Source organism: Dyadobacter luticola, assembly GCF_005860805.1.
Taxonomy (GTDB): domain Bacteria; phylum Bacteroidota; class Bacteroidia; order Cytophagales; family Spirosomataceae; genus Dyadobacter; species Dyadobacter luticola.
The window spans coordinates 579976-605354 of the sequence record NZ_VCEJ01000002.1 but is presented as its reverse complement, the minus strand read 5'-3'; the positions used below and the strand labels follow the sequence as shown (position 1 = coordinate 605354).

Below are 25379 nucleotides of genomic sequence, written 5' to 3'. Positions count from 1 at the left end.
TTTTTCAAATCGTTATCTCCGATCGGTTAGTTTGACTCTGTATATTCTTTAAAGTTGTTTAAAATCGCCTGCCAGCCGGCTTTTTGCATTTCGACAGGGTTTTCTGTTTCCGCATCAAACGTCACATTTACATTTGTCTTGTCGTCAGCAGGTTCAAAAACTACGTCAACTTTTCGGCCATTTGGCATGCTATAAGCAAAACTTTTGCCTGGGTTAACTTCGTCGTAAACCGCTTCAAAGTCGAAGCCGAAGCTTCCGTCTTTTGCTTCCATCCGGGCGGCGTATTTTCCTCCTACCTGCATGTCGTTCGAAGCGGAAGGGCAGCACCAGGACGGGTCCGCAAAATTCCATTTTGTAATATGCTCAGGCATTGTGTAATAATCCCAAACCTTCGCCGCATCCGCATCAATTGTTGCATTAACCGTCACCTTGTCGCTCATTTTTTTGTCTGTTAAAGTGTATAATAGTTCATCAAGTTTTTCGAGTGTGCTGGTCATTCCATCTTCCATTCCCATTTGGATAACCGCTTCGAGATCTGACAGCGATTTGTAGGTGACGACCGTTTCGACCAATGCATTGTCTCCTTTATCGGTAAAGGTCACGAGCCACTCAGCGCGTGGAAGGCTTTCGTTGATTTCTCCTTCCGCATTAGAAAATGCGTCGAGGGCCGTATAATACTCAACTGGCTGGATTTTTACGTAATCGGTCCAGCCCCAATATTCATTGCCATTCGGTTCCAGCATGGCATAATGCCAGTGACCGCCCTCCCGAAAATCGAAGGACTTTGTCTTTGTAGACAGCGGTTTGGGCGCAAACCACTGGTCAAGGAGCTCACTTTTTGTGTAACAGTCCCAAACTAAATGACGATCTGCCTGGAATTCGCGCCGGATTGTAAGCTGTTATTTTGCTTGTCTGCCAAAAAATCAAATTGAAGATTAGGTTTCATTGCTGTTGTTTTTTAAGTGTTGTTAAAAGGTCGTCCAGACGTTCGAAGCGGCTTTCCCAGATTTTTCGGAATTGTCGCAGCCAGTGGTCTATTTCATCTATTTTTTCAACTTCAAGCTGATAGTAAATCTGCCTGCCTTGTTGTTGTGGTTTAACCAGCTCACACTGTATAAGTACCTTCAAATGCTTGGAAATCGCTTGTCGGGTGGTATCAAAATGCTCGGCAAGCGCGTTGGGTGTCATGGCTTGTACCGCGATCAGTAAGATGATTGCTCTTCGGGTAGGATCGGCGATGGCTTGGAAAATATCTCTTCTCATGAAATGTTTGTTGATCGTTATAAAAACCGTTTGATTAAGATCTTCTTGTATAGACAAAAAGAAACCAGTCGGTTGCAAATATAATACAACCGACTGGTTTCCCAAATCTTTGTAATGAATGTTTGATTTATTTAATGCCTTAAAAAATAGCTCATCACCCACAGTGTAACGACGGTCCCTCCGTGAATAAGCATGGCCCACAGATTACTGCCTGGTGTTTGCCAGACAGTGATCATGTCAGCCAAAGGAATGATGGAGCCGGCCAATAAGGTCAGAAATAACGCTCTGCGGTCGTGCGACCAGGCGAAGAGCACGATGAGCAGTCCCGAGAAAATGTCCCGGATGCCCTTAATGCTGTGGAAAGCATAATTCGGCTGGTCATAGTGCAGGCCAAATCCGGCTTCACCGACTTCCGGGGCAATCAGGAAACGGGCGCCAATAAATAGCATTCCCAAACCAAGTAGCAGGCTTATCAGCCTGAGTGAAGAAGAAATAGGTTGTGTTGACATGATCTTGTGCGTTTTTAAAGTACAGCACAAAATTGGTCAGCAGCCCCTGCCTGTGCATTCACTCAGGTGAAGAAAGACGATTGTAATCCTTCCCCGCCCATCGCGCCCGTATCCGGCTCAGCGATTGCGGTTTGACCCCAACAAAGGAAGATATATGGTATTGTGTAATCCGGGGCGGCAGCGTTGGATACTCATCTAAAAATGCCTGGTACCGGCGCTCTGGCGAATCCGTGTAAAGTGAGACCAACTGCCCGATCGTCCTGACAAAAACCTGCTCGATAGCGATCCGGCCAAAGCGCTCACCATAAGTAAGTTCGGAAAACAGACGTTGCAGATTGGTCCATGAAATCACCCAAAGACTGGAATCTTCAATAGCCTGAATGTCGCGCCGACAGGGCTTTTGCGGGACGAAGCTTTCATAGTCACAGACAAAGTCGTTTTCCAAACCAAAGTCATAGATCTTTTCGTCGCCGTCCTGGTTGACAAAATACCGGACCAAACCTGATTGAATGAAGCCTACATGTTGACAAACTTGTCCGGACTGAACAAAATATTCGTTTTTCCTCAGCAGCAAAGGCTGGAACAAAGTCTCGATAAGAGTAACATCTGCCGGAGTCAGCGGTACTATTGATCGTATGGTCTCGATAAGCGGGTTGAGCGAAGCATTCATTGAAACCAATTTCGGATTAATCTGAGACTTTTCATAAGTCCCGCCTAATTTGGAGCCCGGTCGATAAAATTTGCATCTTTGCATTTATGCCGTATCTTTTGGCAGAGATCATTACCATGTTTGAAACGTCCATCACACCTGCAGAAATAGAAAGGCTCGCCGCTTTAAAAGGATATGATATTCTCGACTCACTCCCTGAAAAAGAGTATGAAGATATCACCAAGCTCGCATCTGAAATTTGCAAAACACCCATTTCCCTAATAAGTCTGGTGGACGATTCCCGCCAGTGGTTTAAGTCAAACCATGGCTTGGCTGTCAAAGAAACGCCCAGGGAATTTGCATTTTGCACCCATACAATCCAGAATCCATCCCAGGTTTTTATCGTACCCGATTCCCGCGAAGACGAGAGGTTTGCACAAAACCCGCTCGTAACCGATGACCCGAATGTCATATTTTACGCCGGCGCACCGCTCATAGACAGCAAAGGATTTGGCCTCGGCTCGCTTTGCGTGATCGACCATATACCCAGGGAGCTGACGGAACAACAGCTTCTCGCGTTGCAGATATTGGCCAGGCATGTTGTAAACCTGATCGAATTGAAATCCGCTGACAAAGCGATGCGGGCAATCCAGCATGCACTACAGGAGCGACATGCGGAAGTTGAAAACCTTCATAATTTGATTTCCGAGCATGTTTCCGATGTTTTGCATGAGCTGAAAACAGATAGCGAAGGGAATAATGATACTCCTTCAAGCACCTTTAAACCCAGCTTCGCAATAAGCAAGTTACAGGCAACTCTTGACTTGCTGGCAAATTCCTAATTGTCTGTAAAAGCTCGGTAACTTGGGCTGTCGTTGAAAAACGTCAGGTACCCGGAAAGTAAGTTGCTTTCAGATACTTCCGCAGCGATGTGGGCTTGCGGCCCAGCAGACGCTCCACAATGTCACTGGTTCCCGCCAGCATGCCATGTTCTGCCGCAGCGGCCCACTGGCCAATAAATTTGGCAACGATTTCTGGCAAGCCTGCAGCCACTTTCTGCGCAACAAATTCTGACTGCCCGATGCTTTTGTAAGAAATAGGCCTGCCCGCCAGTGCAGATAATTCCCGGGCAATGTCGTGAAACGAATACGCTTCGCTGCCTGACAGGGTATACTCCTGATTTTCATGTCCTTCACTGGTAAGCAGCGCGGCAGTGGCAGCAGCCAGTTCGCTACGCCTCACTAAGGCGATCTTGCCTTCTCCCGCCGGAACCTGTATCTCCGCTTCCGGCACTTCGCTGCCAATCATATACCCCAGTCCTTCAAAATAGTAGCCGTTTTTGAGAATGGTGTAAGCAAGTCCGGATGCTTTCAGGTAGGCTTCCGTAGCCAGGTCACTTTCTGTAACCTCCATCATGACAAAATTCGTACTGCGCTGGATGCTGGTGTAAAACAGATGCTTTACACCGGCTTCTTTGGCGGCGTCGATGACATTCCTGTGCTGGCGTGCCCGGTCGGTAAAGGCTACTGCCGAAACCAGCAACACCTTATCAATGCCCTGGAAGGCCCGCACCAGCGCAGCCTCATCAAGGTAGTCGGCTTGCCGGACGTCTACACCACGCTCAGCGAGGTCCGTAGCTTTGTTAACATCCCGTACCAAAGCTGCAATCTGTGAGGCCGGGGTAGTATTGAGCAAAAATTCGATGGTTTGGCGTCCTAAACCGCCTGTGGCACCTGTTACTAAAATCATAATAAAAGAATTAAAAAAAACAGTTTATATTTACTTGCGATTTGCAAGTGTAAAGTTAAAAAATAATACTTGCAAAAAGCAAGTAAAAATGAATTCATTTATTATGAAAGAGCCAAAACAACGTTCTGCCTGCCCGATCAGCACCTCGCTCGACGTGCTGGGGGACAAGTGGACCCTGCTCATTCTCAGGGATATGGTGTTTGCAGGAAAGTCTACTTACGGGCAGTTTCTGCAATCAGCAGAAAAAATCGCGACCAATGTGCTGGCCGATCGTCTGGCCGTCCTGGAATCGCAGGGCATCTTGACCAAGGAAGTAGCCGCTGATAAAAAATCAAAATTCACATACCGATTGACGGAAAAAGGGTTAGATATCGTGCCGATTATCGTGTCGCACATCCTGTGGGGAGCCCGGCATTATACGACCGACATTGACCCTGGCCTGCTGGATGAACTTCGGACTGGCAAAGATGCGGCGGTGGAGAAGTACCAGCAGCTTGCCCGCAACGCCTGACGTAAGCCGGCGCCCATCAGGGAACATTGCCGATGGCTCAGAAAATTACTGGCAGCTGCTTTCGAATGGTTCGTTAGCAACCACGTGAGAGAATCTTCTGAAATTCTGCCTGCACTGCCAATAATTGCTAGGACCAAAGATCCAGTTTAGGAAACTTATTACCAAGAATAGCCTGAGCGTCTGCATTCAGCCAATCTGCAAGCAGGGTTGCATAAATGCTCCGGAAATCAACAGAGAATTTCAAATCGCCCTCTTCTAGATTATCCAGGTCTGGCGGCTGGTTGTAAATATGGCCGCTGCTGCTGAGACCCCCTCCTACCAGAAAAACGTTGTTGGCGGTGCCGTGGTCCGTACCATTACTCGCATTCTGCTTTACCCGACGACCAAACTCTGAAAAAGTCATCACCAAAACATCATCCTGGCGATTGGTTGCCTTCATATCATCCATAAATGCCTTTACCGCCTCGGCATATTGCCGCAAAAGCCTTTCTTGCTGACCTGCCTGGTTTACATGTGTATCGAAACCCGAAATGGAAACATAATAAACCCGTGTAACTGTGTCTGACTGAATTAGTTCCGATACCGTTTTCAGTCGTTTCCCCAACTCATGCGCGGGGTATGTCCCTTTTGTCTGGTGGACAGACTTCGCCGATTGATCGTACACATAGGCTGCGGAGGATACGGTTTCAGCCAGCGTTTTGTACAGATAACCCAGGTTATCCGGTGTTTTTGAGCTACTGGTTTGCGCCAATTCTTTCACCATTCCGCCGCGGGTTTGATTATACAGTTTTTTGGGATTGAGCAAGGCAAGGCCATTTACCGCATTTCCTTTCAGGCTCAGACTGAGCGTATCGTCCACCTCCACCGCCCGGTGCGGTGCACAGCCGCCGGCACCCGAGCAGGCAGCGTCCATGTAGCGTCCTACCCAGCCGGTTTGCAAGTATTGGTCGGAACTGCTGGCTGTCTGCCAGATGTCCATGGAGCGGAAATGTGACCTGTCGGGATTTGGGTAGCCAACATTGTTGATCACCCGCACCAAGCCTTCATCATAGAGTTCTTTCAATGGTGATAGTGCCGGATTGAACCCCATCTCGTCATTCAGCGCCAATACTTTTTCGCGAGCAATTGCCAGGGAAGGCCTTTCCCGGTAGTAAATGTCATTTCTGAAAGGTATAACCGTATTAAGTCCGTCATTGCCGCCAGAGAGTTGAATTACTACCAAAATTTTGCTACCTGCCGCACCCACATTCATCTGCCCCAGTTCATAAGCCTTCAAAAAAGAAGGAATCATCATGGTTCCGGCAGTCGTTAAAGCCGATCTTTTTAAAAATTCCCGTCGTTTCATTTCCAATGCCATTTAATTGATAAAACTAAGAACGCACACACTTATACGCAGCTACGAATTTCCATCTAGCAAAGCTGATACTCCGGCAAAGCCATCAATGCGATGGTGAGATTTTTGATCCGTTCACCGCGCGAGCTGCTTTTTCCGGCGGTTTTCAATATGAGCTCTCGCTGTGTTTTTTCCAGCGGTAACGGAATCAGGCAGGCCGCCAAAGCTTCGAAGAGTTGGTCAGATTTAATCTCCGAAAATGCGGACTCAAATGCATTCCAGTCCAGCTTTACATGCATCAGGTCACTGCCGCGCCTGGCCAGTAATTCTGTATTGACGTCGCCGTCCTGCTTGGGCTGCAGGGTTACCTCGCCGGACTTCAAAACCAGGTCAGGCAATTTCATCCGGAACAAGAGGCTTGAAGAATCAATCCAGTTTCGCCCGCCTGGCCACCCGGCTACATTGGGGGGATAAAGCAAGACCTGCCCCAATGTGCGCTGGATAAAGATCAGCGACTGCTTTTGTTCAAAAACCAGCCCTAAGGTATGCTGCATGCCGGCGACAAGTTCAACGGGTGATTTGATGCGGCTGCCCCGGATTTTCGGGTCGTAGAACCAATCGGCGGTCAGAATGCTTTTCAGAAGCCCCGCAATGTTATAGTCCGATTTGTAAAAGTTTTCAGCAAGCATTTTGATCCGTGATCTTACTTCCGGACTATTCGTCTGTTCGCTGACCAGAAACTGATATATTTTGCCTGTAATAAAATTGGCTGTCTGCTTTTTTTCGAGCAAAAGCCGGATCACATCTTCGCCTTTGAATTGGCCGGTCTGACCAAAGATCGTTTTCTCACCATCGTCATGCTGATTTTGCCGGAAAATGAATTCGCCGCTGACATTATATCCCCAGCCTGTAAAAGCCCTGGCAGCATCTTTGATATCGGCTTCGGTATATTCTCCGGAACTGCGTCCCAATGTGAACAATTCCATTACTTCCCGGGCAAAATTTTCATTGGGCGCATTCTTCCTGTTCTGCTGATTATTAAGAAATTGAAGCATCGCAGGCTCTTTTGAAACGGCCATCAGCAAATCTGCAAAATTGCCGAGCGCATGTTGCCGGACCGTATTCAGATAATGTTGCACCGCCACCGGATTGAGCACACGGCAGGCGAAATGCCCATGCCAGAACAAAGCCATTTTCTCCCGAAGAACATCCTCGCCCGAAGCCATCTTTTCCACCCAGCGCACATTCAGGTCACGGATGTGTTCCGCATTTTCCTTCACACGCATTTTAATGGCGTCTCGATTGAGCCCGCCCTCAGCGATCCGTTTTTTGGGTGTCTTGTTTCTCACAAACTGGTCGGCATCTACCACCGTCAGTGGCTGAAAGCCATGCTTGTTACCCAACATTTCTTCCACCACTTTTTTAACAGGTCGGTCTTCTTTCAACCATTGCTCAGGGCTTGCCCCGAACCCAGCCCGCCAGTACAGATGTCGCAACCGCTCCGATTTGATGATATTTTCCATGAAGAAAAATTTGCAGGATAAAATATTGCCTTGGTTTTCAGGTCTATGACTTTAAAAACCGCACAAGGTTTAAACTGCAACTTCACAGAAATGGTATCAAGCCCGCAGACGAGCCGGCGAACCTACCCTATTTTTCACTGGCCAGCGCGAGATCTTTCTGCGCGTCCAGTGCTTCCAGTCTGGCTACCAAAGATGCGCGGACGTCCCGGTAAGCATCGCCGCCCAAAGCTAGCCTGAGTGGCGCGGGATGCACATTGACGCTGTCGATGATGGCTTGAACCGTAACATGCACGTCGTTTTTGATCGGGAATGCGCCCTCGGCGATGGCTCTTCTGACGTCCCCGGCGGGCGTCTGATCGTAGGCTTCCATTACTGGGGCGGTAACCATGGCAGAGCCAAAGGAGGTGTGATGTGCGCCGGGTTCTACGATGGTAACGCCAATGTTGAGCGGTTTGAGCTCTTGGGAAATGGTGTCACAAAAGCCTTCAATCGCCCATTTGGTGGTGTGATAGTAACCGAAATTCGGGTAGGTCGTTTGCCCGCCAGCGGAGGAAATTTGCAAAATACGACCGTAACCCTGCTTTCTGAAATAAGGCAGAACAGCACGGATAACCTGGATGGAGCCTATCACATTCGTATCTATTTGCTGACGAATCTGCTCATCGCCGGCTTCTTCCACGGCACAGAATAGCGCATATCCGGCATTGTTTACGACATAATCAATGCTGCCCGCTGCCCCAAATGCCTGACGAACCACCGATTTGATGGCCGCAGTATCCGTGACATCAAGCATGTAAACCCATAATGTATCCGGGTATTGCGATTTCAATTCGTCCAGCGCATTTGCCTGCCGGACTGTTGCAACCACCCTATCTCCTTTTGCCAGTAATTTTTCAGTAAGTACTTTTCCCAAGCCCTTTGAGGTGCCTGTAATAAACCAGGTTTTCATAGTAAAATCGCTTTGTAAGTTTTGAAATACAAAACTACCAGCGGGAGGAAACGAGCATTAACCATGATCAAACCAAAACTGACCTCGGTCAAACCATTGCTATAACTGGCGCAAAGAAGAAGGTGGGACGCCGGTATGATTCCGGAAAGCGCGGGCAAAATGCGTCGGCTCGTCAAACCCGAGGCTGTAACTGATTTGGCCGATCGTCCAATTGGAATGAATAACCAGCGCGTGCGCTTCCTGCATTAACCTTTCGGTCAGGAGCTGTGAAGTGGTTTTGCCAGTCACTTCTTTTACCACGCGGTTGAGATAATTGGTATGCACGGCGAGCTTGTCGGCAAATTGCTGGGGCGAGCGCAAGCCGATCTGTTGATGCGGATAGGCGATCGGGAACTGGCTGGCAAGTAAATCCTTGAAAGACCTGACCAGGCTTGCTGCCGCATTTTGGGGACGCGGCTCGGTTGCAGGTTGCAGCTTCATCGCGCCATGAATGCATTCCAAAACGTACAGGAAAAGCAGGTCATACTTGTGCGTGTAAACGGAAGCTTGTTCTGCCAGCATTTTTTGAAAAATTCCTTCAAAATGAAGCTTCTCTCTTTCATCTAACTTAAAAACAGATTGCGCATTTCCGTTGAAAACATCCCAGTCTGCCGGGCGAATGTGTGTATGCAGGGGCAGGAAATCTTCTGTAAACAAACAGCTGAAACCCCGGCATTTCTCCTCGTGCAGGTCCCAGCGATACGGTATCTCGGTGTTTGTAAAAACCAAAGCCCAGTCATTGGGCCGCAACGGGTAAACTTCCCCACGATAATGGTAATCCGAGTGCCCGGTGATGAGGGAGATTTTGTAAAAATCCTTGCGGCTGTAAACCGTGCTCGCCACCAGGCTTTCCTCCGAGAAATCGTCCAGCCTGACGGCGATAAAGTAGCCAGCAGTCGGATCTTTCACATCGGAAAGCTCCGGTGCAAAAACTTGTATTGGTTGTGTTAAAATCATTTCGAGTAACGAGAAACAATGTCCCTGTTCCCGAACGCATTTTGAAATGAAACAATTCGGATCCCACGCGAAACACGGATTCCAACATTTAGCAGGACACGATCACCCCGAAGTCAGGCACTCCTCCTCCCCGGTTTACTTTACCTCAGCAGGCTTCAAATCTTCCGCATTTTTCATTGCCCAGAATAGCGCGATCGCAATTACGGCTAGTGTGGATTCGATCAGTAACCACTGCTGGCCGAATGATCCGAGGGGGCCCTCTGAATATATTGTGATGATTCTTGACAAGGCATAAAAACCCCAAAGCAAAGACAAAAAGGCTAATCCGCCGGTGACATGATGAAACATCAGGTAAAGCAAACAAATAACCAAGGTGAGGCTCACGCCGCCGTAAATGCCTCTTATTGAGCTGAATGCATCATTGTTGGTAAGTTTGACACTTACCAGGTCCATGATCGACTGAGGGTCTTTTAAAGCCATGGCACTGACGGAAAGCAATGCCAATGCGGATAAGAAAATGAAGCCCTGGGCGGCCCTTTCGAGAAGTTTTGGTCTGCGCATATTGATTGATTGTGATTGAGACGATGAAAAGAATTATCGATTCAAAAGTATCAAGGACACGCAGTTGTTAGAAGGGTTAACCCGCCAACCGGCGATTTCGATGGCTTAGTTGTGGGAAATTGGAGCTGAACTGTGAATCGATAGCAACACGCGTAACTGCCAAATCCGTATTTTAATTTTCAAAACAATTCCCGGAATGTAGAACGCATTACACGCGCACATTCGAAATTTCGCCGATTTAGAATGCGCACGTATTTTGTTTATCTGCCCGGCCAGAATACATATTTATCAACAAACAAACGAACATGGAAAACAATTATGGGATTTGGAAATGGATGGGGAAGGCTAGCATGCTGGTACTCATTTTGGCTGTCGCAGTGACCGGGTGTAAGGACGGTGACAGTTTTTGGGAATCATTTATCCCTGAAACGGATGAGGAACCGACGTCGACGCAGATTGAGGGTTATGTGTTTTATCCGGCGGTACAACCTGCTACCGATGCCAACATTGCACAGCTGAAAGTGCCGGCAGGATTTGCTGTGAATAAGTTTACGGATGGAGTCGGCAAACCAAGGATCCTGGTAGTCGGTGATCAGGGACAGGTATATGCCTCTGACCGGGAAGCAGGGATCGTAATGATGTTTACAGACAATAATAATGATGGTGTTGCTGACAATAAAAAGACAGTGGCAACCATCAAGCAGGTGCACGGGCTGTCGATTCACAATGGAAAAATGTACATGGTGGCGGTAAAGGAGGTTTATGTAGCGGATATGAACCCGGATGGTACACTTGGGCAGCCGCGGATGCTGATCAGCGACTTGCCGGATGGTGGCCAGCACCCCAACCGGACGATTGGCTTTGGACCGGATAATAAAATGTACCTTACTGTCGGCAGCACTTGTAATTCCTGTCCTGAACCAAATGGTGAAAACGCGACCATCCTGCGGGCGGATGAAGACGGCTCCAACCGCAAAGTTTTTGCAAAAGGTTTAAGGAACACGATCGGTTTTGGCTGGCATCCGCAAACGAGCGAGTTGTGGGGGATGGACCACGGAATAGACTGGCTGGGCGACGACGAGCAGAAGGAAGAAGTGAACCAGATCAAACAAGGCGCTGACTATGGCTGGCCATACATTTATGGTGAAGGCAAGTACAACCCGGGCGACCGGCCCGAAGGTGACACGACTTACCAGCAATATCTGCAAAAAACCACCTTGCCTACCCTCACGTATCAGGCTCATTCTGCGCCCATGAGTATGGCATTTTATAATGGTTCAGGATTTCCTGCGGAATATCAGAATGATGCATTTGTAGCGATGCGCGGCTCCTGGAACCGCAGCAAGCCGGTTGGTTACAAGATTGTCAGGATGCATTTTGAGAACGGAAAACCTGTAAGGTTTGAAGACTTTGTGACCGGTTTCATTGTCAATAATAACCGGGCACACTTCGGAAGACTGGTGGGCGTAGCGGTACACAAAGACGGATCACTGTTGTTTTCCGACGATACAAATGGTGTGGTATACCGGGTTTCCTACACAGGTAAGTAAGGGCAACAAAGTGCGGTCAATAAAAAATACGAGACATGAAAATCGGAGAAAAGCTGCTCAAAAAACTGAGCAAAAAATACGCACCCGGACAAATGCTTCATCAAAAATTTGAGCGATATGATATCAGTTTCAAAACAGATGAGGAAGGAAATCCGGTCATGTTATTCATCGGCAACCGCGATGCACAGGGACGTGTGAGGGGCGAAAGGTTTGTGCGTGTTTTAATCCGTGACCAGGATCAAAACATTATTAAAGACCACTGGGACGCAAAAGGCAATTCCTGACAGCGACCAGACTTTAAAAAAGAAACCGCCCTGAACAATCAGGGCGGTTTAATGCCTTCTAAATCCGGCTTTTGCTGAAATTAAGCCTTAGCCGCGTCGCGCAAAAGTTTGATTTTGTCATGCGCTGAGTTGATATCCTGCGCCTGGCTTCTAACGATTTCCTGTGCGTCAAAAGGCAGTTCCGCAGAATTCAATGCATCCTGATATGCTTTTTTAATTGCATCTTCACCACGCTCAGCTTCTGATAGAATGCTGGCACGGTCGCTGCCGCCAAAAAGCGCCTTTACATCGATCCATGCGCGGTGCAAAGTACCTGCTACACTGTTATCATCTTCTAAATGTGGGGCAGAACCCGCGATAGCGGACAATTCCTGCACATTTTTTCTGCTCTGCTGCGCATATCCTTCAAAGATTGCTTTCAGGTCGATGTTTTCGTCATTGATATCGGCGATCACTTTTTCAAAGCCGGCTACGCGGTCATTGTTGATTTCGATCAGTTCATGTAATACGCCGGTTGCATTTTCTGTAGTTGCCATGATGGTTTTTTTGTTTGTTTAAAAAATGCTCTAAGAATATCATGCCAGAATCACCGCCTCACTCACTCTTTAAGCTCTTCACAGGATCCAGCAGTGCGGCCCTAATTGCCTGATAACTAACCGTAAGCATGGTGATCAGCATTGCCCCGGAGGCAGCAGCAACAAAAACCCACCACGAGATTTCGGTACGGTATTCGTATTTTAAAAGCCAGGCGCTGAGGAAATAATAGGCTACTGGTGCCGAAATGACACAGGATAAAATCACCAGTTTCACAAAATCGCCGGATAGTAATGCCCAGAGGTTTGCCACGGACGCGCCCAGGACTTTCCGGACGCCGATTTCCTTGGTCCGCTGCTCCGCCGTAAAAGAAGCCAACCCGAATAATCCCAGACAGCTGATTAAAACCGCAAGGATCGCAAAGGCTGAGGCAAGCTTGGCAATGCGCTCTTCTGTTGCAAATTTGAGCGCATATTGCTGATCGGTGAACTTGTAATCAAACGGGCTGCCGGGATTGAACTTCCTGAAAACGGTGGCCACTTTTGCCAGGGAACTGGCGGCGGACTGGTGCGGGTTCAGCTTAATGTTGATGACATTAGCCCAGTTGTAGTTGAGCATAAATACCGTCGGATAAACCGGCTGAAAAGGCGAATCCATCACCATATCCCTGATCACCCCTACCACGGTAAATGGCTTTCCGTTCCATTTCATGATTTTACCGACGATTTCGGAAGGATGTTTCAGGCCCATGTATTTCACCGCTTTTTCATTCAGCACCATTCCTGACGAGTCTGTGGCATATTCCCTTGATAAATCGCGGCCACTGATAAATTCCCAACCGACTGTTTTACCAAAATCATGGGTCACCCCGATCGTGCCAAAGTTTTCCTTCAGATTCGGATCCTTGCCCTCCCATTCAAATCCGCCGTTGGAAGAATTCATATCCGTGGCCGGCGTGGATGAAGTGGACATATTTACCACGGCGCCGGTTTTCAGCAAATCATCCCTCAATGCATTGTAATGCCCATACAACTCGGGCGTATTCATATTTACGGTAATCAGTCCGGCGCGATCATAACCGATAGGCCGGTTTTTGGCATGCTGGATTTGCTTGACCACAATGATGGTCCCGATGATCAGGGTAACAGAAACGGTGAATTGTAAAACAACCAGCACTTTGCGCGGGATGGCGGCATAGCGACCGACATTGATCACGCCTTTCAGAACTTTTACAGGCTGAAATGAGGAAAGGTAAAACGCGGGATATATTCCCGAGAAAATGCCGGTAACCAATGTAAATGCCAGTCCTGACAACCAGAACCAGGCATTATCGACCGGAAACTTGATCTTCTTGTCTGCCACCTCGTTGAAAAAAGGCAAAATGATGATGACCAGCGACATGGAAAGTATAAAAGCCAGGCCCACAACCATCAGTGACTCCGTAAAAAACTGGTTGACCAGCTGCGTGCGGTAGGAACCGACTGCTTTTCGGATACCCACTTCCTTGGCACGTTTTTCGGACCTGGCCGTACTCAGGTTCATGAAGTTAATGGAGGCAAGCAGCAGCACAAAGACACCGATAATGCCAAAAAGCCAGACATATTGAATGCGGCTGTCCAGGTTTCCGGTTTTGTCCCAGCCAGTATACAAATGCCATTTTTTCATGGGCTGAAGAAAAAGCTCCGGCTTGTAAAATGCCGTCTCGGGTGCATGTTGCAGCTTTAAATTCCGGATCTTTTTCGATACCGCTTCAAAGCTTGATTTTGGGCTGATCTGCACCAGCGCCTGCCACGAATTGTTGTTCCATTGATTGTTGTCGATGGCCGTTTTGACCCAATCCTGCGTGGCAACATACAAGCTCCACGGTGCGATAAATGAAAGGTCCCTGAACTCGGTGTTATAGGGAAGATCCTCGTAAACACCTGTAACCCTGAGGTTCATACTATTATCCAGCTTCACGATCTGATCTATCGGATTAGCCGTCCCGAATAATGCCTGTGCAACCGACTCTGACAACATGATGGAGTTCTGATCTTTCAGCCCGCGGCGCGTCCCCTGTTTCATGTTCAGGGAAAACAAATCGGGCGCTCCGGCGCTCAGGTAGTTACCCTTTCTGGTGAATTTCTTTTCTCCATACGCCAGGATATGCTCGCTGGTCCACGACGACATGACCACGTGTTCAAAGTCATCCGCAAACTTCGCAGCAAGCTCATTTCCCAGCGGTGCCGGCATGTACTCGTTGTAGAAGACCTCATTGTTGAGAGCACCTTTCTGCATGACCTTAGCAATGCGATCGTAATGTTGATGGTACCTGTCGAAGGCGAATTCATCGTAAACCCACAACCCGATCAGCACGGCCACAGCCATGCCCAAGCCCAGGCCACCAATATTTATGGCCGAATAACCTCTGTTTTTCACGAGGTTCCTGAACGCGATCTTTAAATAATTTTTTAGCATATCAATACCGAATAAAGGGTTATAAGAATAATCATCGTATGGCTGGCGCGCCGAATTTTTTCGCCTGATATATCTGGGCTTGAAAAACCCCAGTACTTCCCACCAGTAGTCGCGGCGGGCTTTCTCTATGCCGGCAGTTTCGGCTTTATATGCAAAGGCTTCGTGCAGGTCGCCCTGAATCGATTCCAGTAAATGCGGCGCACAAAAAAAGCGAAGGAGCTTATCGGCCAGCCGCGGTGGTTCGGAAAGTTCGTCTTGCCGGCTCATAAATCGGTGGAAAGCTTTAACGGATTCAAGAGTCTGTCCCAAAAACTTACGCGTACATCCTGAATTTCGCGCAGGGTCCGCTGCCCCAATGCCGTCACTTTGAACAACCTTTTGCGCCTTCCGCCCCTTTCGGCGGTGGGCTCGCCCATTTCGGATTTCACCATCCCCTTTTCTTCCAGCCGCTGCAAAGCCGAATGAACCTGGTTCAGCCTCACTTCCCGGCGAGTCTGTTCCATAATTTCCTGCATCAGCACCACGCCGTATGCCCGTCCCTCCATCACCGCAACGGTCAGCAGAACGATCTCTTCAAACTCACCTAAGTATGTTCGTTTCATCGGTTTTTATTACTTCTACTTTTGCTGATTAAAATGTCAGGCCACAAATGTTTATTGTTTATAATGTATTGACTAATAGATATTTACTATCGACACCATTTCTGTTTCCTGTCCGATACCGGACATTTGAATGTTCGCTACCAAAACAACATTTCGCAGATATGACTTACAGTCTATTTGAAAATTTGCCTATGCTCAAACTTGTTTTGCTGTGATTTTAATCCAGAAATAATACAGATTGTGGACGAATATTTGGTATTTGTAAGCAAGCAAGCCAATCCATGAAATTACTGGTTATTGAAGACGAAAAAGAGCTTTCAGACAGCATTTGTACCTATCTCAATTCGGAACAATTCAGCTGTGAAACGGCCTACGATTTTCCCACTGCGCTGGATAAGGTGGTGATCAACGAATACGCCTGCATTATCCTGGACATTACCTTGCCGCGCGGCAGCGGGCTGGATATTTTGAAAGAGTTGAAAGCGATGAACAAGTCCGAAGGTGTGCTCATTATCAGCGCCAAAAACTCACTCGACGACCGGATCAAAGGACTCAATACCGGCGCGGATGATTATCTCACCAAACCTTTTCACCTGGCCGAATTGGGTGCGAGAGTGGCGGCGATTGTCAGGCGAAAATCTTTCGATGGCAAAACCCGGGTAGCGATCGGCCCGCTCACCTTGGACCTTTCTGATAGGGTTTTGAAAGCAGGCGAGCAGCCTGTCGCGCTCACTAAAAAAGAGTATGAACTGCTGCTGTATTTTCTGAGCAACAAAAACCGCGTGGTAACAAAAGAGGCGATCGTCGAGCATCTTTGGGGTGATGATATTGATATGGCCGACAGCTACGATTTCATTTATTCACACATTAAAAACCTGCGCAAGAAACTGATGCATGCGGGTTGCGATGACTACATTAAGGCCGTTTACGGCATGGGCTACAAATTCAGTTTTTGATCTTCCGGCGGATGAAACTTTTCACCAGATATAACCGCATTAACCTGACTGTCATGGTCTTGCTTTTCGTGTTTTCGGGTATTTGCTATTATTTCCTGGTAAACTATGTGCTGGTACATGAGCTCGACGAGGCGCTGGATGATTACAAGATCCGCATTGAAAAATATGTAGAAAAGGAAGGCAAGCTGCCACCGATCAACACGATGGATGAGACGCGGGTTGCCTATCAAAAGACCATTCAGGCAGACAATTACGCAGATTTGTCGACTGTTTTTATTGCCGAGCGGGTTGAGAAACGTTCCCACAAATACCGCCAGCTGACCTACATTCAAAAAACGAAAACCGAAAATTTCCGGATCACCATTGCCAAGCCGATCGAGGGTGTAAAGTTACTGACACGGACGGTGGTTGGGCTGACGCTGGCAATGCTGCTCCTCATCATCGCAACTTCCATTTTTCTTAACCTGATCATTTTAAAACGTTTATGGACGCCTTTTTACAGTGCGCTGGCGGCGATGAAGACATTTAAATTAGGCAAAAACAACATTCCCGACTTTCCCGCGACAGACATTGAGGAGTTCACGTACATGAATGCGCTGCTGGAAAAAACCATCTCGAATGCGGAGACCGACTATCAGGTCCTGAAAGAATTTACTGAAAACGCGTCCCATGAGATACAGACGCCGCTGGCAATTATCCGCTCGAAACTTGACCTGGTGATCCAGGAGGAAGGCCTGTCGGAGAAACAGATCCAGGCTTTGACCAGCGTGTATTCGGGTATCAAGCGGCTCACCAAACTCAACCAGTCGCTTTTACTTTTGGCTAAGATTGAAAACCAACAGTATGCAGAAACCGGACAGGTGAATCTTTTGGAGAATGTGCAGGAAAAGCTTTCTCAGTTTCAGGAATTCTGGCGGAATAACGAAATGCTGATCACCTCCGAGCTGCATCCCGCGACGATCACTGCAAACCCGCAACTGATTGATATCCTGCTGACAAACCTGATTGGAAATGCGGGCAGGCACAACAAGGAAGGCGGCGTGATTGCTATAAAACTGTTACCCCAAGAATTTTACATTGAAAATTCCGGCCCGGAAAAGCCGCTGGATACCGACCGGCTTTTCCGCAGATTTTACAAGGAACAACAGCACAGCCAGCACAATGGTCTGGGCTTGTCTATTGTGAAACAAATCTGTGAACAGCTTTCGATTGACATTCAATATCGTTACAATGCTGGTTTGCACCGGTTTACATTAAGGTGGGATTAGTTTTATAAAAAAACAGCTACGCGACGGCTTCTCTAAAAATTCTCCAGAATCGCATTCTAAGTTTGCTTCATAACATGCCATCCCGTGAAGCAACCCATATTCTTATCCGTCCTGCTCCTGTTTATCTGCGCGAATGTTTTCGCCCAGAGCAAATCAAACCTTAAAATCTCCGGAAAAATCACCGATGCCGCAACCGGTAAAGCAGTGGAATACGCATCCGTAGGCGTCACCGACCAGGTTTCCAATAAAGTGGTCAACGGTGCGGTGACAGATTCGACGGGGTACTTCGAGGTCACCGGTCTCAGCACCGGCACATTCACGGTGAACATTGATTTTATTGGTTATGAAAAAAAATCGGTCACCAACGTTCAGATGGGCGTAAGTGGAAAGACGGTGGATTTGGGTAACATTGCCTTGACACCCACCGTGAAAACTTTGGCGGAAGTGACGGTCACCGGACGGGCGGCGATCATTGAAAATCAGATTGATAAGATCGTTTTTAATGCAGCGAATGATGTGACTTCGCAGGCGGGCGTAGCGCTGGATGTCCTGAAAAAAGTGCCGCAGGTATCCGTCGATATCGATGGCAATGTAGAGTTGCAGGGCAATCCGAATGTGCGCTTCCTGATCAATGGCAAACCTTCCAGTGTTTTTGGGAACAGTCTGACGGACGCACTGGCTTCGATTCCCGCCAACCAGATCAAAAGTATTGAAGCCATCACCAGTCCGGGCGCTAAATACGATGCCCAGGGTACGGGCGGGATCATTAACATTATCCTGAAAGACAACCGGTTGCAAGGGGTAAATGGCAGCATTAACCTGGCCGCCGGCACCCGCCTTGAAAATGGCTCTCTGAACCTGAATTTCAGAAAAAATAATTTTGGACTTAATGCCTTTTTTAGCGGCAACAAGCAGCTCAGTTCCCGGACGCCCAGCGCGCAGGACCGCCTTTCGACTAATGTGGCGGACAACACGCAAACGCATTTGCTGCAAAATGGTTACCAGGATTTTCAGCGGAGCGGCTACCGCTCGGGCATCGGTTTCGACTGGAATTTGTCGAAAAAAGACAACCTGATCGGTGCCGTAGGTTACAACAATTTCAGCAACAGCAGCAGCGGGGTAACCAACATTTCGCAAACATTGCTGGGCCAAAATGGTGTGCCAATTGCGGCGTCAAACATTTTACGCAATTCGTCCAGCAAAGGCGGTATCGGCGCGATCGATTGGAGCCTAAACTACATCAAGAAATTTGCCAAAGACGGCCAGGAACTGAATGTGCTTTACAGTTCCAGTTTTGGCAAGCCGCGCGCCAGCTACAACCAGGTCCAGAACCTGGCGTCGGAGCAAATTCCTTTCGCCGGGACTTCGGGAAATACGCCCGGCAATGACAAACAAACCAACATTTCCATCGACTACGCCCACCCGATCAGAAAGAATTTCATCATTGAAACCGGGGTAAAAACGGTTCTGCAAAACATCAGCAGTGTGGCTGACATCCGCGTTTTTCAGCCAGCATTAAGCCAATACATTCCCGATCCGGCACAGTCTTACGAGCTGGGGTATGACATGAAAATTTATGCGGGATACCTGTCGACCACTTTTTCGCTTTTCAAGTTTTTAAATGTTAAAGCCGGGGCTCGTTTTGAGCATACCGACGTAAAAATCGACTACCCGAATACGGCGATCCCGTCTTATAACAACCTGGTGCCCTCGCTGATTTTCTCACATAATTTCAAAGACGAGCAGTCGCTGAAACTGGCATTCACCCGCCGCATCGAAAGGGCCGAGTACCGGGACATTAACCCATTTATGAACCTGAGCGACCCGTACAACATTACCACCGGCAACCCGCTTTTGAAACCGGAGATCGGCAATAATTTTGAATTGGGCTACAACAAATCCTTCAAAAACGGCGGCAATGTCTACATCGCGCTGATCGAGCGGATCAACACGGATGATGTAAAACCCTACACCATCCTCTACCCCACTTATGTGATCGGCGACTCGACGTATGTAAATGTGTCGGTCACCAACCGGCAGAACATCGGGATCGAATATAATTCGGGTGTAAGCATCTCAGGTTCAATGCCGATTACCAGTCAGCTGAATTTGCGCGGAAATTTGATGGTCACACAGAAACGCGTCGTGAATGACCTGCTCGGCGGCAATGTGACGAATGGTACCAACTGGCGCTTCAACCTCAATGCGACTTACCTGCTGCCGAAGGACCTGGTTTTAGAAGGTTTTGGAAATTATTCTTCGGCGATCAACACGATCCAGGGTAAACGCCCGCAGCAGCTGACTTACAACTTTGCTTTCCGCAAACAGTTTTATCACAAAAATGCCAGCATCGGGCTCACCGCCACCAACCCTTTTACCAAATACATCAGCCAGGTAACCACAATCCGCACAGGCAATTACATTTCAAAAAACACGGTACTAGTCCCCTACCGCTCATTCGGCGTGAGTCTCACCTACAAATTCGGCAAGCTGGAATTCAAGAGAGGCAAAGAACAAGGCAACGACTTCCTGCACAGCGCCCCGAGCGGGGATAATTGAGTTGTCCAGTTTCTCAACAACGCCGTCAGAATATTACATTGACTACGGCAATGCCTTCTTGGAAACGTATACCACACCCCGTCCCCCTTTGCTATTGCAAAATTTAAATGACTCTTCCGTGCCGCACACCGCATCACTTCCGACGATGTATAGCCGCTGCTGATCATCGAAGTAGAGGCTTTGGAGCTGATGAAGCTGCGGAAGATCAATTCTTTCGCCTGTTGACTTCACGACGCCGGGAGTGGTAAAGTTTCCCACGGTTGCATTTTCGTCGCGGAAGGCTTTGAAGATTTGGTAGGTAACTTTTGTTGGCGCAACAATCGGGTTTATCAGAAATTTTTCGGGTGAATCGAATTCGGGGATTTCTCCCAAAGCAGGATTTATCGCGGTGTATTTCTGCCAGGTTTTGCCATCGTCGGTGCTGAAATTATCGGCCTGTACCAAAACCTGCTGGGATGATTTATCCCTGGTTTGGTTGGACAACCCGCTCATGGTGAACAGCGTGTCCTGATATTGCACAACGCCAAACATCCCTGTCGACTGCTCGTGAACCAAGTCCCAATGCTTTCCCTGATCGGTAGTCCGGAAGATTTTCGACATGGTTGAGATGAGCACCGTTTTGTCGTAATTGCCCCAAACACCTTCAATCTGGCGATCTACCGGGGATTTTAAGGTATACCAATCCGGATATTCACTCAAAACCGTGTCGCTTTCAACGATATCCACATCGGATTTTTTACAAGACAATGCTGCAAGCAGCAAGAAAGCGTAAAGAAAGACCTTCATGTGTATTCAGTTAGTTTAGTTGCCATTAAGTTACATATTTATACTTCAAAAAAGATAATTAATTCAACACCACAAATCTTTTTAAGTGACCACCGGCGTACATAAGGGAAATCTAAAACTTAACGTCTTCATCATGAATAACACGCACAATTTGTTTGACCGTTTCGACAAGCTTGACACTGCCATCAACAAATGGCTCGTAGCCAACAGCATTAATGTTCTTCGCTTTTCGATGGGGCTGGTTTTTGTGGGATTTGGTGTCCTCAAATTTTTCAATGGCATCAGTCCGATCCAGTCGCTGGCAACACGCACTACAACCGTCCTGACATTGGGCATCTTTTCCGGGCATACAGCCATGATATTCGTAGCTGGCCTCGAATGTGTGATCGGCCTCTGCTTTTTAACCGGTATGCTCCTGCGGGTTGGGGTTTGGTTGCTTGCTTTACAAATGATAGGGGCTATGTCGCCGCTGCTTTTGTACCCGGCAGAACTTTTTCCCGGTCCGGTTCACGCGCCAACTTTGGAAGCCCAATATATTATTAAAGATATTATTCTGATTGCAGCAGGAATGGTCATTGCCTCCACCTGGACAGGCGCAAGGATAGTCGCAAGGCCTCAAAGCCTGCGCAGCACGTTAACTAAAAGAGTACCTGGCGTTTATAGAGAGGTGGCCAGTGCGCGAATTTAAAATAAAGGAGCTACACGGCTCCTTTTTTTTTAGTTGTAAAATGTCCAATTAATTTGAAGACCTTATATCTTCGTCCTGGACATCTTACTCTCACCTCTCATGATCGAAACTTTTACTCCCCCTTACCGTGTAGTTTCTAAGAAAATTGAACGGTTATTTGGATTAGATCTCGTACGTGCCTGTTGCGTAATAATGGTTTTTTTAGCACATTCCGTATCAATCAATCCATTCACAAACATCTTTAACTACTTCGGTTATCTGGGATTTGGTGTAGAAGCCTTTTTCGTACTCAGCGGCTTTCTGATCGGACGCATTATACTTCGCACCATGTTTAAACCGGAACTTAACTGGCAAGCAGTCCGGGTCTTTTGGGTTAATCGATGGCTGCGGACTTTGCCCGCTTATTTTGCGGCTTTTGCCATCTACAATTCTTTTTCAGGATCTACCCACAACAAGGTTTTCTATTTATTTTTTATTCAAAATATCATTACGCCTGTTCCCGGCTTTTTTCCACATTCGTGGAGCCTTGCCGTGGAAGAGTGGTTCTATTTGTTGTTTCCTTTGTTAATGATAACGGTGGGATATTTAATATCGGATTTCAGAAACAGGGACCGGATTTTCCTTACAGTAGTATTCGCCTTTCTGATTTTCGGATTATTTACCAAGCTGATTTACCATATTGTTTATCAGCAAGATTTGATCAACTATCTTATTACTGAAAATTTCATCTATCCAAGCTGGAAAACTTTCGCAACACCCGTAGGCGATTGGGATCAAATGCGAAAGATTGTCCCTTTCAGGCTGGACGCAATTGCTTACGGATGTCTGACCGCTTTTTTAGTTGACAAAAATCATTACAGTGAAAAAATAAGGAAAATACTGCTCGGTGCTGGTCTTGCACTTGTCCTGATCTGCTTTGTAATTGTCGACCAGACTGTCGCAGGCGGAAAGGCTAATATTTTTATTGATGTATTATTTCTTCCGCTATTTTGCTGTGGTTTTGCACTTATATTGCCTTACGCATCGATATGTCCGCGTCCGGGAAAAATTACCGTAAACATAATTACCAATATCAGCAAGACGTCGTACTCCTTTTATTTGATGCATTTATTAATGATAGATTTAGCGACAGACTGGTATAACGCGGAGGGACTTGAATTAGGCATTTCAAAGGCTGCCGTTTTTGCCGGAACATATTTTTTCACCTACATAGTCGCTTACCTGATGTACCGGTTTATAGAATTGCCTTTCATGAGTTTGAGACATAAGATATTTCCTAATGTTATTCCTGTCAGCCATTCATGAAACGAACATTACTTGTTTTTATCGCCGCGCTGAGTCTGGCTTGTGAAACTCATCATAGTGCCCCAAAACCGGTAGATACCATCCCCGATGTCACCACCCCAGTAGTCATTAATCCGGTCGATAGCACGTGTGTAACCTGCAACGCGGAACTCGGTTTGGTTAGTGATTCCGTCTCAGCATTTGGAACAGACCGCGATCTTCAAAACCTGATGTTTTTGAAACCGTGCAATAACTTTCCGATTAACGCACTTTCAAATTCAAAGGCAAAATTTCGCGGTTTCCTCGATGCAAATGCCCAGAAATATGATAGCAATCTGGTTGTTTATATCGGGAGGCAAGGTTCCACCTTATTTTGTTATCAGAAAGGGATTTATAATACTGAAACCCCGTTGCCCATTTTCTCTGCTTCAAAAACAATTACGGCTGCGGTGATCATGAGTATTGTGGAATCGGGAAATTTGGCACTTGATGATAAGGTGAGTAAATACATTGCCTCTTTTCAAAATGACAAAAAAGACATTACGATCCGCCAATTATTAACCCACACCTCCGGAATTGTCACGGAATCAACATTCGATACCCGCAACAATATAACGCTTTCACAAAATATAGATAGTATTGCGATCAGGACTCCATTATTATTTGCACCCGGCACGCAGTCACATTATGGCAGCGTATCTTTCAGCGTCGCATCGCGCGTGGCAGAGATCGTTGAAAAAAAACCGTGGGCGCAAATCTTCTGGGAGCGAATTGGCTCTAAATGTCAAATGGGAAAAGCCGTTTACAGTCCGGAAAACGTCGCCAATCCAGCAACTGGTTATGGGGTTGTTTGTTCTATGAATGAATACCTTCGATTTTTGACAATGATGTATAATAAAGGCACTTATGGGGGAGTAAGAGTGCTTAAATCCAGTTCAGTTGACATCATGGAACGCGACAATACGAACGGTGTGGATCAAACCTATGGATTAGGCATGACAAGAGCCGAAATCTCTAATAAGGTTGCGGAAGAAGTGGTAATCATGAGTGCAAAGGGAATCCATGGCTGGATCAATCGAAAAAGAAACTTCTATGGCCTCATCTTCACCCAAGCCGGGTTCGACAAAACCATCCAACCAAATTTAGATTTTCGACAGTTGGTAAGGTATAGTTTTTGAGAATTTTGGGATTTAATTATGAGTACTTCAACCTCACCTCACGCAGTATGTTGGTTAAGCATACCCATAATTCTGCTAGCAGGGCTATTATTCAAACAGCATGCGATCGATTTTCAGCTTTATGATACCTACTATGTACTCGGTATCATTCAATATGCTGGTGCGGTAGCTATTTTGATAGGTTTTTTCGGGCTAATTTATTGGATGATGCGCAAGGCCGGCAAGAAGCTTAATTATTCAATGTCCTTCTTGCATATTGCAATAACCATCGTTACACTCACCATTATTGCGCTACTGGCGTCCAATGCTAACATTGCATTCCAAACTTTTTTCGCGCTTTTGTTTACATTCGCGGCAGCTCAGATCATTTTTCTAGTCAATGTTATCCTCTCGTTTTTCAGGAGGTGATTCATGTTTTTTATGTTTTCTAACCCGCATTTAACCTCCTATTATTCATTCTGCCATTTACCTCATTCCGGGTTTGACAAAGACCCTGTTGATCTCCTCGTAAAATGATGCGATTCCTCGAATTGAACTGCCTTGAATAGTTAGTTGGGTTTTCATGATGTCGGCGCTATCGCCTTATGGCGCGTTTTCACTTTAAAAGTTTGAGGCAGGGCAGTAACCCAAGGTCTTTATCTCTGTCTGGTATAATTTGTTTAAGGGCCGTATCCACCACACATCAACAAAAATTTGTAAGCGAGGTGTTAGGATATTTTCCGAAATGCAAAAAACCAGAATCATGAATAAAAATGGCACCATTATCATCATTGAAGATGACGAAGACGATCAATTTATCTTAGAGGAAGTCTTCAATGAGCTCGGTTATAGTAACCAACGTCTTTATTTTCCCGACGGACTATCAGCATTGGAGCATCTGCATACAACCACAGACCTTCCTTTTCTGATTCTGTCTGACATCAATCTTCCCAAGCTCGACGGACTTGAACTAAGGCGAAAATTACACACTGATGCAGCGCTCAGCCTTAAATGCATTCCATATATCTATTTCACGACGGCAATTAATCAAAAGGCTGTTATTGACGCTTATAGTACTTCCGCACAGGGCTTTTTTATAAAACCGTCGAAAATGGAAGATATTAAAAATACAATCAGGCTGATAGTCGATTATTGGAAACAGTGCGCAGCTCCGAATAATTTTGCGGCTGTCCCGTAAAATGGCCACTTAT

Annotated in this window: 26 protein-coding genes; 12 read left to right on the top strand and 14 right to left on the bottom strand. The window is 47.0% G+C overall.

The window, feature by feature from the left end; genetic code table 11:
- Positions 1–26: 26 nt before the first annotated feature.
- The 4 genes from FEN17_RS27830 to FEN17_RS02500 all read right to left on the bottom strand — a co-directional run bounded on the left by FEN17_RS27830 (position 27) and on the right by FEN17_RS02500 (position 2442).
- Positions 27–890 carry an SRPBCC domain-containing protein gene (locus FEN17_RS27830; RefSeq protein ID WP_310589755.1) on the bottom strand — a complete coding sequence of 288 codons (864 nt, stop codon included), beginning with the start codon at positions 888–890 and terminating at the stop codon, positions 27–29.
- A 52-nt stretch (positions 891–942) separates the two neighbouring features.
- Positions 943–1263, bottom strand: a complete 321-nt coding sequence (locus FEN17_RS02510; protein ID WP_138363725.1) for an ArsR/SmtB family transcription factor — start codon at positions 1261–1263, stop codon at positions 943–945.
- Between the two features lie 131 nt (positions 1264–1394).
- The gene (locus tag FEN17_RS02505) at positions 1395–1772 is read right to left on the bottom strand and encodes a DUF4267 domain-containing protein (protein WP_138363724.1); all 378 of its coding nucleotides are present in this window, start codon (positions 1770–1772) and stop codon (positions 1395–1397) included.
- Positions 1773–1830: 58 nt separating this feature from the next.
- A complete protein-coding gene (locus FEN17_RS02500) occupies positions 1831–2442 on the bottom strand; it encodes a Crp/Fnr family transcriptional regulator (protein WP_138363723.1) in 612 nt (203 codons plus the stop codon).
- An 86-nt stretch (positions 2443–2528) separates the two neighbouring features.
- Here FEN17_RS02500 and FEN17_RS02495 point away from each other — a divergent pair, with 86 nt between their 5' ends.
- The gene (locus FEN17_RS02495; protein WP_229208661.1) at positions 2529–3263 is read left to right on the top strand and encodes a GAF domain-containing protein; all 735 of its coding nucleotides are present in this window, start codon (positions 2529–2531) and stop codon (positions 3261–3263) included.
- A 43-nt stretch (positions 3264–3306) separates the two neighbouring features.
- Here FEN17_RS02495 and FEN17_RS02490 read toward each other — a convergent pair whose 3' ends face one another.
- Positions 3307–4170 (bottom strand): SDR family oxidoreductase, encoded by an 864-nt coding sequence (locus tag FEN17_RS02490; protein ID WP_138363722.1) that lies wholly within the window; start codon positions 4168–4170, stop codon positions 3307–3309.
- A gap of 88 nt (positions 4171–4258) precedes the next feature.
- On the opposite strand from FEN17_RS02490, the gene FEN17_RS02485 reads away from it, so the two are divergent.
- Entirely contained in the window at positions 4259–4681 is a 423-nt protein-coding gene (locus FEN17_RS02485) for a winged helix-turn-helix transcriptional regulator (RefSeq protein WP_229208660.1), read from the top strand.
- Positions 4682–4808: 127 nt separating this feature from the next.
- On the opposite strand, the gene FEN17_RS02480 is transcribed toward FEN17_RS02485, so the two are convergent.
- The 5 genes from FEN17_RS02480 to FEN17_RS02460 form a co-directional block, all read right to left on the bottom strand.
- Positions 4809–6026, bottom strand: a complete 1218-nt coding sequence (locus FEN17_RS02480) for a DUF1501 domain-containing protein (RefSeq protein WP_138363721.1) — start codon at positions 6024–6026, stop codon at positions 4809–4811.
- Between the two features lie 65 nt (positions 6027–6091).
- A complete protein-coding gene (locus tag FEN17_RS02475) occupies positions 6092–7537 on the bottom strand; it encodes a DUF1800 domain-containing protein (protein ID WP_138363720.1) in 1446 nt (481 codons plus the stop codon).
- Positions 7538–7664: 127 nt separating this feature from the next.
- Positions 7665–8486 carry an SDR family oxidoreductase gene (locus FEN17_RS02470; RefSeq protein ID WP_138363719.1) on the bottom strand — a complete coding sequence of 274 codons (822 nt, stop codon included), beginning with the start codon at positions 8484–8486 and terminating at the stop codon, positions 7665–7667.
- Between the two features lie 99 nt (positions 8487–8585).
- On the bottom strand, positions 8586–9482 hold the full coding sequence (locus FEN17_RS02465) for a helix-turn-helix domain-containing protein (protein WP_138363718.1): 897 nt from the start codon (positions 9480–9482) through the stop codon (positions 8586–8588).
- Between the two features lie 135 nt (positions 9483–9617).
- On the bottom strand, positions 9618–10043 hold the full coding sequence (locus tag FEN17_RS02460; protein WP_138363717.1) for a DUF4345 domain-containing protein: 426 nt from the start codon (positions 10041–10043) through the stop codon (positions 9618–9620).
- Positions 10044–10348: 305 nt separating this feature from the next.
- On the opposite strand from FEN17_RS02460, the gene FEN17_RS02455 reads away from it, so the two are divergent.
- Complete coding sequence (locus tag FEN17_RS02455) at positions 10349–11593, top strand: PQQ-dependent sugar dehydrogenase (protein ID WP_229208659.1); 1245 nt, start codon at positions 10349–10351, stop codon at positions 11591–11593.
- Positions 11594–11628: 35 nt separating this feature from the next.
- On the top strand, positions 11629–11877 hold the full coding sequence (locus FEN17_RS02450) for a hypothetical protein (RefSeq protein ID WP_138363716.1): 249 nt from the start codon (positions 11629–11631) through the stop codon (positions 11875–11877).
- Positions 11878–11957: 80 nt separating this feature from the next.
- On the opposite strand, the gene FEN17_RS02445 is transcribed toward FEN17_RS02450, so the two are convergent.
- From FEN17_RS02445 to FEN17_RS02435, 3 genes are read right to left on the bottom strand one after another with little or no spacing between them, the layout of a single operon-like run.
- Positions 11958–12413, bottom strand: a complete 456-nt coding sequence (locus FEN17_RS02445; protein ID WP_138363715.1) for a ferritin-like domain-containing protein — start codon at positions 12411–12413, stop codon at positions 11958–11960.
- Between the two features lie 58 nt (positions 12414–12471).
- Positions 12472–15135, bottom strand: a complete 2664-nt coding sequence (locus FEN17_RS02440) for an ABC transporter permease (protein ID WP_171037819.1) — start codon at positions 15133–15135, stop codon at positions 12472–12474.
- The gene (locus tag FEN17_RS02435; RefSeq protein ID WP_138363714.1) at positions 15132–15470 is read right to left on the bottom strand and encodes a PadR family transcriptional regulator; all 339 of its coding nucleotides are present in this window, start codon (positions 15468–15470) and stop codon (positions 15132–15134) included. Before FEN17_RS02435 ends, FEN17_RS02440 begins: the two co-directional genes overlap by 4 nt.
- A 281-nt stretch (positions 15471–15751) precedes the next feature.
- Here FEN17_RS02435 and FEN17_RS02430 point away from each other — a divergent pair, with 281 nt between their 5' ends.
- The 3 genes from FEN17_RS02430 (at position 15752) to FEN17_RS02420 (ending at position 20253) form a co-directional block, all read left to right on the top strand.
- Positions 15752–16426, top strand: coding sequence for a response regulator transcription factor (locus tag FEN17_RS02430; protein ID WP_138363713.1), 675 nt, complete (start codon positions 15752–15754; stop codon positions 16424–16426).
- An 11-nt stretch (positions 16427–16437) separates the two neighbouring features.
- On the top strand, positions 16438–17694 hold the full coding sequence (locus FEN17_RS02425; protein WP_138363712.1) for a sensor histidine kinase: 1257 nt from the start codon (positions 16438–16440) through the stop codon (positions 17692–17694).
- An 84-nt stretch (positions 17695–17778) separates the two neighbouring features.
- Complete coding sequence (locus FEN17_RS02420) at positions 17779–20253, top strand: TonB-dependent receptor domain-containing protein (RefSeq protein WP_138363711.1); 2475 nt, start codon at positions 17779–17781, stop codon at positions 20251–20253.
- Positions 20254–20295: 42 nt separating this feature from the next.
- Here the strand turns inward: FEN17_RS02420 and FEN17_RS02415 are convergent, their stop codons facing one another.
- Positions 20296–21039 (bottom strand): beta propeller repeat protein, encoded by a 744-nt coding sequence (locus FEN17_RS02415; RefSeq protein WP_138363710.1) that lies wholly within the window; start codon positions 21037–21039, stop codon positions 20296–20298.
- A 133-nt stretch (positions 21040–21172) separates the two neighbouring features.
- Here FEN17_RS02415 and FEN17_RS02410 point away from each other — a divergent pair, with 133 nt between their 5' ends.
- From FEN17_RS02410 to FEN17_RS02390, 5 genes are all read left to right on the top strand, one after another.
- Positions 21173–21727, top strand: coding sequence for a DoxX family membrane protein (locus FEN17_RS02410; RefSeq protein ID WP_205748092.1), 555 nt, complete (start codon positions 21173–21175; stop codon positions 21725–21727).
- A 99-nt stretch (positions 21728–21826) separates the two neighbouring features.
- Positions 21827–23032 (top strand): acyltransferase family protein, encoded by a 1206-nt coding sequence (locus FEN17_RS02405; protein WP_138363709.1) that lies wholly within the window; start codon positions 21827–21829, stop codon positions 23030–23032.
- Positions 23029–24189: a serine hydrolase domain-containing protein gene (locus FEN17_RS02400; protein WP_138363708.1), complete on the top strand. Its 1161-nt coding sequence runs from the start codon at positions 23029–23031 to the stop codon at positions 24187–24189. The genes FEN17_RS02405 and FEN17_RS02400 overlap by 4 nt, the downstream gene beginning before the upstream one ends.
- A gap of 18 nt (positions 24190–24207) precedes the next feature.
- Entirely contained in the window at positions 24208–24597 is a 390-nt protein-coding gene (locus FEN17_RS02395) for a hypothetical protein (RefSeq protein WP_138363707.1), read from the top strand.
- A 334-nt stretch (positions 24598–24931) separates the two neighbouring features.
- Entirely contained in the window at positions 24932–25366 is a 435-nt protein-coding gene (locus FEN17_RS02390; RefSeq protein WP_138363706.1) for a response regulator, read from the top strand.
- Positions 25367–25379: the final 13 nt, after the last annotated feature.